The sequence below is a fragment of the Blastocatellia bacterium genome (genome assembly GCA_035275065.1).
Classification (GTDB): domain Bacteria; phylum Acidobacteriota; class Blastocatellia; order UBA7656; family UBA7656; genus DATENM01.
In genome coordinates, this window is record DATENM010000047.1 from 1 (window position 1) to 9,096 (window position 9,096).

Here is a 9,096-nt window from a genome sequence, read left to right on the forward strand (position 1 = left end):
GCCGGGGATGGTAGGCGAGCTCTACATCGGCGGGGCGGCGGTGGGGCGGGGGTATGTGAGCGAAGCGGCGGAGACGGCCTCGCGGTTCGTGCCGGACGGGTGGAGCGGGGAGGCTGGGGCGCGGCTGTATCGGACGGGGGACGTGGTGAAGTACAGCGGCGATGGCGAGCTGGAGTACCTAGGGAGAAGCGACCAGCAGGTGAAGGTGCGAGGGTATCGGGTAGAGCTGGGAGAGATCGAGGCGGCGGTCAACGAGGAGGCGGGGGTGAAGGCGAGCGCCGTGGTGGTGCGCGATGAGGCGGTGAGCGGGCCGCAGGTGGTCTGCTACGTGGTGGGCGAGGATGGGGCGGAGGTGAGCGGCAAGCAGCTGCGGGAGGGGTTGAGCCGGCGGCTGCCGGAGTACATGGTGCCGGCGGTGTTCGTGAAGCTGGCGGAGCTGCCGCTGACGGCCAACGGCAAGCTCGACCGCAAGGCGCTGCCGGCGCCGACGGCAGAATTACCCGGAGAGGGTGAGGCAGGGGCGGCAGAGAATGTCATCGAGGAGTTGGTAGGAGGGATCTTCAGTGAGGTGCTGGGGCAGGCAGAGGTGAGCGTCGAGGCGAACTTCTTCGAGCTGGGTGGCCACTCGCTGCTGGCGACGCAGGTGGTGTCGCGGGTGCGCGAGGTGCTGGGAGTGGAAGTCCCGCTGCGGGTGGTGTTCGAGGAGCCGACGGTGCGAGGGCTGGCGGCGGCTGTGCAGCAACAGCAGCAGCGGCAAGGCATGGTCATCTCCGCGACTCCGATTGAGCGCGCGAGTCGAGAGAGCGAGTTGCCGCTGTCGTTCGCGCAGCAGCGGCTGTGGTTCATCCATCAACTGGAGCCTGATAGCACGACATATAATGTGATTCGCTCGGTGAAGCTCATAGGCGAGCTGAACGTAGGAGCCTTGGCGCAGAGCCTGGGAGAGATCGTGAGGCGGCACGAGGTGCTGCGGACGCGCTTCGAGCTGCGGCAGCAACAAGCCGTGCAGGTGATCGAAGCCGAGGCCAGGGTGCGACTGCGGCTGTGGGAACTCAGTGCGCTGCCGGCAGAGGAGCGCGAGGCGGTGACCCACGAAGTGGTGCGGCAGGAGAGCAGTCGAGGGTTTGATCTGCGAGGCGGGCCGGTGCTGCGGGCGGCGCTGCTGCGGCTGGCGGTTGATGAGCACATCCTGGTAGTCGTGATGCATCACATCGCTTCGGACGGCTGGTCAACGGGGGTGCTGGTGAGTGAGTTCAGCCGGCTCTACGAGGCCTATAGCCAGGGCCGGCCCTCAGAGCTGGCCGAGCTGGCGATCCAGTATGCCGATTATGCCGTGTGGCAACGCCAGTGGCTAACCGACGAAATCCTCGACAATCAACTCCTTTACTGGGTGGAACAACTAAGGGGCGCGCCAGAAGGATTAAGGCTTCCATATGATAAGCAACGGCCTGGAATCCAGAGCTTCGTGGGCAATACCTATACATTCAGCTTAGACACGAAGGAGACAGAAAGGCTGGAAGGATTATGTCGCCTGGTCGGGGTGACGCAATTTATGGTGCTGTTAGCAGCCTGGCAGACTTTGCTCTACCGGTATAGCGGCCAGGAAGATATATGCGTCGGTACTCCGATTGCTAATCGCAACCGGAAGGAAACGGAAGGCATGATCGGTTTCTTGATAAATACGCTCGTGATGAGGACAAATCTTCAGGGCAATCCGACATTTCGTGAGGTGCTGAAAAGGGTGCGGGAGGTGGCGCTACAGGCCTATACGAACCAGAATGTGCCTTTTGAAAGAATTGTGGAAGCGTTGCAACCAGGCCGGAGCTTGAGTAGATCTCCACTATTCGATGTCTGGTTCTCGCTCGGGAACGTGCCGCGGTCGGACCTTAAGGTAAATGGGTTGGAGATCAGGCAGGTCGAGATCGACGCGGGCGTTTCTAAGTTCGACCTGGCCTTAATTGCCGGCAAGTCGAAGTCCGGTTTTAATCTGACGCTCGAATATAATTCGGGTTTGTTCAGCGCCGAAAAAATCACAACCGTTGCCCGTCATCTCCGTAATCTACTGCACGCCGTCACTCTCTCTCCTGACGTTGAGATTCTTGACCTAAGTCTCGATCAAGAAGGCCGCGCTTGCGAACCCGCAGCCCTTTCTGATCAGACACAGAGCGAGCTTGCGCAACCGGCCTTTCAGTTCGAATGACAGGTAAGGCTAATTGATCTACTGACCCCTCCTCATTCTTCACACACCCGAATCGTTTTCTCAAAGAGGGCCTATGCCAATTCGCAAGCAATACAGGCTGGCCGATTCCACGGTGGTTGAACCGCTTGTGCACAAGTGGCATGCGTGGTCCCATGTTTTGTCGCCGCTTACGGCTGGCTTTCACCTGCTGAACTACCAGTGCAATACAATGAAGTCTTACCTCGATGACCCGGAATCGCATGCGAGGGCTTGCAGTGACCCGACTCTCAAAGGCAGCCCCTTCATCAACACTCCCGTTGACAGGGCCGAGGAGATTCGCCGGTTGCTGGACGACACCATTGCGAAACTAGGCAAGAACATGGAGTTGGCCACGGCCGTTGTCACTTACTATAACAAGCTGGTCGATGAAGCCAAAGGACAAAGCATTGAGCCCTTTTACGAGAGCTTGCCCCGGGAGCTTCAGGGATATGTGGAGCTGGTCTACGATTATTATAACCGTCCTACGCTGCGCATACTCGAGGGCCTGCTTTACGAATCACCCTACTATGATGAGAGACTGCAATCCCTAAGGTTGTTCCGCCTCGAAGGTGATGCGAGCCGCGACTTCTTCATGAGCACGCCGCGTCTGCATAAAGAGGGGGAGATCAACTGGACGACGCCGTTCGCCGCTGACCGGGTCGATTCGCTATTCAGGCTAGAGCGAGAGTTCCGTCCGGCGGGCCACATCAAAGACTTGCTCGGGTTGGAATCTGTCAACGAAACTACCTTCGAGAAACTCTTCACGCAGAATGCCATTGCGCCCAAAGCGGCGCTTGATCGCTCGCTGCTGCGTCTGCGCTACTATGGGCATGCGACTGTGCTGATGGAATGGAACGGGATAGCGATTCTAACCGACCCATGTATTTCCGCACTGCCACACGGCGGAGGGATAGAGCGCTATTCGTACCATGACTTGCCCGACCACATCGACTTTGCGTTGGTGACGCACAACCACCATGACCACCTGGTCTTTGAGACCCTGCTCAGGCTCAGGAACCGGATCGGCTGCTTAGTTGTCCCGAAAACCAATGGGCTTCTGTATGGGGACACCTCTTTGAGACTGATGGCGAGGAAGCTCGGCGTCCGCAACTGCCTGGAGTTCGACCCGCTTGACTCGGTTGATTTCCCTGGCGGCGAGATCATCAGCGTGCCCTTCCTGGGAGAGCATAGCGACATCGCGCACAGTAAGATCAGCTACGTCGTCCGCGTCGGGAATGAGCGCATCCTGTTTGCGGCTGATTCGGCTTGTCTTGACGAAGGCATTTATAGAAATCTGCGCAGAATCATCGGACCCATTCAGACGGTCTTCCTGGGCATGGAGTGTGTGGGCGCTCCTCTCACCTGGCATTGCGGGTCGTTGCTGCCGAAGCTTCCCGATTACCACCACGATCAGTCGCGGCGGTCGCACGGCTGCGACGCCGCGGGGGGGCTGCGCCTGCTAGAGATTCTCGAAGCCAAGAGATTCTATAACTACGCAATGGGTTTAGAGCCCTGGATGGAGTTCCTCTTGGGGCTGGGACTGACCGAAGCCTCGACCCAGATTCAGCAATCAAACCAACTGCTCCGCAAAGCGCGAGGCCGCGGGCTTCTGGCCGCCGAACGGCTCTTCGCCAAGCGCGACATCTATCTGCCGAGCGAATCTACAGCCAGACGAAAGCATCAGCCGCTGACCGGCAACAGGGCCGATGAGTGCCCGGGCGATCAGCAAGACCGCGGCGAGCCGGCCCTCTGGTTTCTCATGGCCTCAGACCCGGATCCTCTTTTTTCCGTTTCCAGCGCCCTGGCGCAAGTCCGCGGCAGACTGAACCTGGACGCACTCGACTGCGCCCTGCGCACAACCGTCTCGTCCGACCAAGTTTTTGCCAGCACCTTTCGCGAACACAACGGCACCTCTGCGCGCAACGGCAAGCTTCCCCGTTACGTGAGGCTAAAGGTTATCGATCTCACCGGACTTGGCTCCGAAGATATTGCGGGCGCCGTTTGCGCTTCATTGCTGGGCGAGCAGGGGCAGCATTCGGATTCCAAGGCGCGGCCCCTGCCGAGCGCCTGCCTGATCAGCTTGTCCGCGGAGAATCACTACGTCGTGGTTATGAGTCACCGGCTGGCTTGTGATAGCTGGGCGCTCGGCCGTTTGCTGAAAGAGGTGGCCGAAATATATGCGAAGCTGGTTACAGACGGCACCGCCTGCCGGCCCGAGCGACCATCACCACATCGCACAGCAGGCGGAGGAGCATTTGACAGCGAGGGGCAGCGGGGTGCGCCGGTTATCTTCAGCAACTTGGGCGACGAGAAGTACCGTGTTGACCCGGTGCGGATTAGCGGGCCACTGCTGGAATCCGCGACGAGATTGGCCACCGACAGCGAATGCGATTTGTGGCTGATCCTTCTGGCCGCTTTTCAAGTCATGATCCAGGCCATCGAATTGGGGGAAGAGGTGGATGTGCGAGCCATCGTGGAACAAGCGAATAGCCAACCGCCCGGCTACTTAGCTTCCGTGCTGAGACTGGTGACGGACGTGTCGGGCAGCCTCAGCTTTACCCGGCTCGCCGAGCGCCTGCGGGAAGTCGTGAAGCGGGCGACGGAAACGCAGAAGGTCATTGATGAGGCCGCGATGGCACGGCTCAGGCGGGAATTTGAATTCGACGATGGGGCTACGCTGCGTCCGGTCTTCCTCATCAAGAGGAAGTTTCAGGCAGAGATGAGACTGCCCAACAGTGAGTGGAGCTTCCTGGACGTGCTGCCAGCGCGAACAGAATCCGGCTTGATGCTGTGTCTATATCAGGACGCAGCCGGCATTTCAGGTGTGTTGCGCCATGACGAGAACCTCTTCAAGTGGAGGACCGTGGCTGACCTCGGCAACCCGTATGAAGCCATTTTACGCGAGGTCGCCCTCAATCCAGGCAAGCCCTTTTATGATCTGTGCAGCCTGAGGAAAGCGCCTGACGGCGGGGCGGGTTTAGAGGGGGTGGACCTCAATGTACAGTTCGACTTCTTCTCTTGAGACGAAACTTGTGCCAGCAGGACTTGGCAGGTGGAAATAGATGGAGACTAGAGCATCAAACCTTTTCGTTTACGATAAGAAGCTAATCAGCTCGCGCGATTACTGGCTTAAGAAGCTATCCGGGGGCAGGCCCGCCGAGTTTCTCAAGCCGGATTGGCCGGGGGCTGCGCGTGAGCCTGTCGAGACGGAAACGCTCAGCCTGGCCGTCACCAGTGGCACGTTGGCGAGGCTTGAGAAGATCACCAGCCATTCACCTTTTCTGCTTTATTGCATGTTCGTCGCCTCCCTTGGCGTCTGCATGCACAAGTGCTCAGGCAGCAGGCGAGTAGCAATCGGCAGCCCTCGGCTGCTTTCTGCCGGTGAGCGCCAAAGCGTCGTCTTACCCATCCTTCTGGACGCGGGCCCGGAGATGGTTGTCAAGAACTTGGTGCTGGCCACCCGAAGCTGTTTGATCGAGGCCTATCAGAATCAGGACTGCCCTTACGACAAGCTGATAGCTGATCTCGACCTGAGCGACGAGCCTGACCGTTGTCCGCTTTTCGATGTCGCCATCTCGATGCGAGATTTGCATGAAGACATGCCGCCGCTGAAGCTCAATCTGAATTTATTGTTGATTAAAAGCGAGACGGGCATTTCAGTAGAACTCACATTCAACAGGAGGCTCTTCGCCGCAGATCAGATCGGCCGCTTCGCTGCCCACTACCTGAACTCGGTCTACCAAACTTGTGAAAAGATCGACCGCCTGGTTTCCGAGTTGGAGGTCGCCTCTGAGGCGGAGAGGCAGCAGACCCTAATTGAGTGGAACGACACCCATGCCACACCTGGGCGAGAGGAACTGATCCACGACCTCATCGAAAACCAGGCCGGGCAAGGCGGCGACAGGATCGCCGTGATCTGCGATCAAGCGGCGATCAGTTACGCGGCGCTCGATAAAGCGTCGGCCGTGGTGGCGGACGTGTTGAGGGCAAACGGCGCGAAACCAGAGACGGTCGTCGGTATATTGCTTGAGCGGTCGATTGAGATGGTGGTCGGGATATTGGGAGTGCTCAAGGCTGGCGCCGCCTACCTGCCGCTGGACCCCGCCTATCCGGCGGAGCGGCTCTCCTACATGATCGATGACGCGGGCGCTATCGCTGTGCTCACGGACTCCCACGCTCTGGCCGCCAGGCCGGAATTCGCCGGCAAGGTATTGCGGATCGACGAGCTGCCAGTCACCGGAGCGCTCGAACCGCCTGGCGAAGGTGTGGCGGCAGGAAATCTGGCCTATCTGATATATACGTCAGGGTCCACGGGAAGGCCCAAAGGGGTCGCCGTAAGCCATAAGAATCTGCTGAACTCAACCATGGCCCGCTTCCATTACTATGGCGAGCCGGTGCACAAGTATCTCCTGATGTCCTCGATTTCTTTCGATAGCTCGGTGGCCGGGATATTTTGGACGCTGGCGACGGGAGGCGCGCTGTTATTGCCGCGAGAGGGCCAGCAGAAAGATGCGCTAGCCATCGCGGCGATGATTGAGCGGCACCAGGCGTCACACATTCTGTGCTTGCCATCCTTCTATAGGATACTGCTCGAGACGAACACAGGTGCAATCGTAAACCTGCTGCAAACGGTGATCGTTGCCGGAGAGGCATGTGTCCCAGAGGTCATAACTCAGCATCGCAGGCATCGCGTAAGAGCGAGGTTGTATAACGAATACGGCCCGACGGAAGGCTCGGTGTGGTCAACGGTCTTTAACTGTGGCGGCGACGCTGGAATAGAGGTGCCGATAGGCAGGCCGGTAAGCAATACGGCGGCCTACATAGTGAATAGCGCAATGCAATCAGCCTTGATTGAGCGCCTTGGTGAAATATACATAGGCGGCACAGGCGTGAGCAGAGGATATGTGAACCGCGCAGACGTAACCGCAGAAAAATTCATACCGGATTGGCTGAGTGGAGAAGCGGGTGGGAGGCTGTATTGCACGGGCGACCTGGGTATCTTCGCGCGCGACGGCCAGATTCAATACCTGGGGCGGGCCGACCACCAGATAAAAATCAGAGGATATCGCGTAGAGTTAGGTGATATTGAGGCTGCGCTGAACGCGCATGAGGGGGTTAGACAGAGTGTCGTCCATGCGCTTGATTATGGCGAAGAGAAACGGCTGGTCGGCTATATCGTCGCCGAAAAGGGGGCAAGCCCAACCAGGAGCGAGATAGTGGAAGGCTTGCGGAGCAAGCTGCCAGAGCACATGGTTCCATGGCAGATCGTCACGCTTGCAGAGATGCCGCTGAATGCAAATGGGAAAGTGGATAGAAAGAGGCTGCCGAAGCCGGAAGAGGCGAGCTCGGAGGAACAGGAAACAACCACCACAGAGGAACTATTAAGAGGCGTATGGCAGGAGGTACTGAAGAGAGAGCAGGTAGGGATTGAGGAGAACTTTTTTGTCGCAGGCGGCCATTCACTGCTGGCCACTCAAGTGATGACAAGGATCAAGAGGGTGTTCCACGTCGATTTGCCGCTCAAGGCTATATTTGAAAACCCGACAATAAAGACACTGGCAAAAAAGATCGAAAGCGAAGCGTGGCGTACGGGACTCTCGGAAGCTCCTGCCATCGAGCGCGTGAGTCGAGAGAGCGAGTTGCCGCTGTCGTTCGCGCAGCAGCGGCTGTGGTTCATCCATCAACTGGAGCCGGAGAGCGCCGCCTATAACATCCCGATGGCGGTGCGGCTGAGCGGCGAGCTGAACCTCGCGGCCTTGGAGCAGAGCCTGGGGGAGATCGTGAGGCGGCACGAGGTGCTGCGGACGCGCTTCGAGTTGCGGCAGTCGCAGGCCGTGCAGGTGATCGAGGCGGAGAGCGGGGTGCGGCTGCGGCTGTGGGAGCTCAGCCAGTTGCCGGCGGCGATGAGGGAGCCAGCGGCACGAGCGATCTTACGGCAGGAGAGCGGGCGCGGTTTTGATCTGCGAGGGGGGCCGGTGCTGCGGGCGGCGCTGCTGCGGTTGGCCGATGATGAGCACATCCTGATAGTGGTGATGCATCACATCGCCTCGGACGGCTGGTCAACGGGGGTGCTGGTCTCTGAGTTCAGCCGGCTCTACGAAGATTACAGTCGGGGGCGGCCATCGGCCTTAGAGGAACTGCGGATTCAGTATGCCGATTACGCGGTGTGGCAGCGGCAGTACTTGCAAGGCGCGGTACTCGACGAGCAGCTCTCCTACTGGCGGCGGCAGCTGGCCGAAGTGGCGGCGCTGGAGCTGCCGACGGATCGGCTGCGGCCGGCGGTGGCCAGCCATCGCGGCGGCAGCGTCGGCTTGCGCCTGAGCGAGGAACTGACGCAAGGGTTGCGGCGGCTGAGCCGGCAGCAAGGCGTCACCCTGTTTATGACTTTGCTGGCGGCCTTCAAGGTGGTCTTGAGCCGCTACAGCGGCCAGCGCGATATCGTCATCGGCACCGACGTCGCTAACCGCAATCGCCAGGAGACCGAGCCGCTGATCGGCTTCTTCGTCAACCAGCTGGTACTGCGCTCCGACCTCTCGAATAATCCGACGGTCGCCGAGTTGTTGGCGCGGGTGCGGGAGACGGCGCTGTCAGCCTACGCCCATCAGGAGGTGCCTTTCGAGCGCCTCGTCGAAGAGTTGCAGCCCGAGCGCGACCTCTCGCGCTCGCCCTTCTTCCAGGTCAAACTCGTCCTCCAGAATCGGCCGCAAGCCGCCGTCGCCACGTCCCCGGCGAGGGCTGGCGGGCGGCTGCGAGTCAGCCCGCTGGCGGCCGGGGCCGAGGCCATCAAGCTGTGGATGAACCTCATGCTGGAGGAAGGCGGCGGCGTCATCGGCGGCGCCCTGCACTATGCCCGCGAGCTGATTGAGGCGACGACGGCG

3 protein-coding genes are annotated in these 9,096 nt (G+C 59.7%); all 3 read left to right on the forward strand.

Annotated features, from left to right (window positions below; translation table 11 throughout):
* Positions 1–2,200: condensation domain-containing protein (locus VJ464_11025; protein HKQ05656.1), on the forward strand; the 2,200-nt coding region annotated here is incomplete at its 5' end.
* 73 nt (positions 2,201–2,273) lie between these two features.
* Complete coding sequence (locus tag VJ464_11030) at positions 2,274–5,240, forward strand: condensation domain-containing protein (protein HKQ05657.1); 2,967 nt, start codon at positions 2,274–2,276, stop codon at positions 5,238–5,240.
* Between the two features lie 40 nt (positions 5,241–5,280).
* The coding region (locus tag VJ464_11035) for an amino acid adenylation domain-containing protein (GenBank protein HKQ05658.1) at positions 5,281–9,096 on the forward strand (3,816 nt) is incomplete at its 3' end.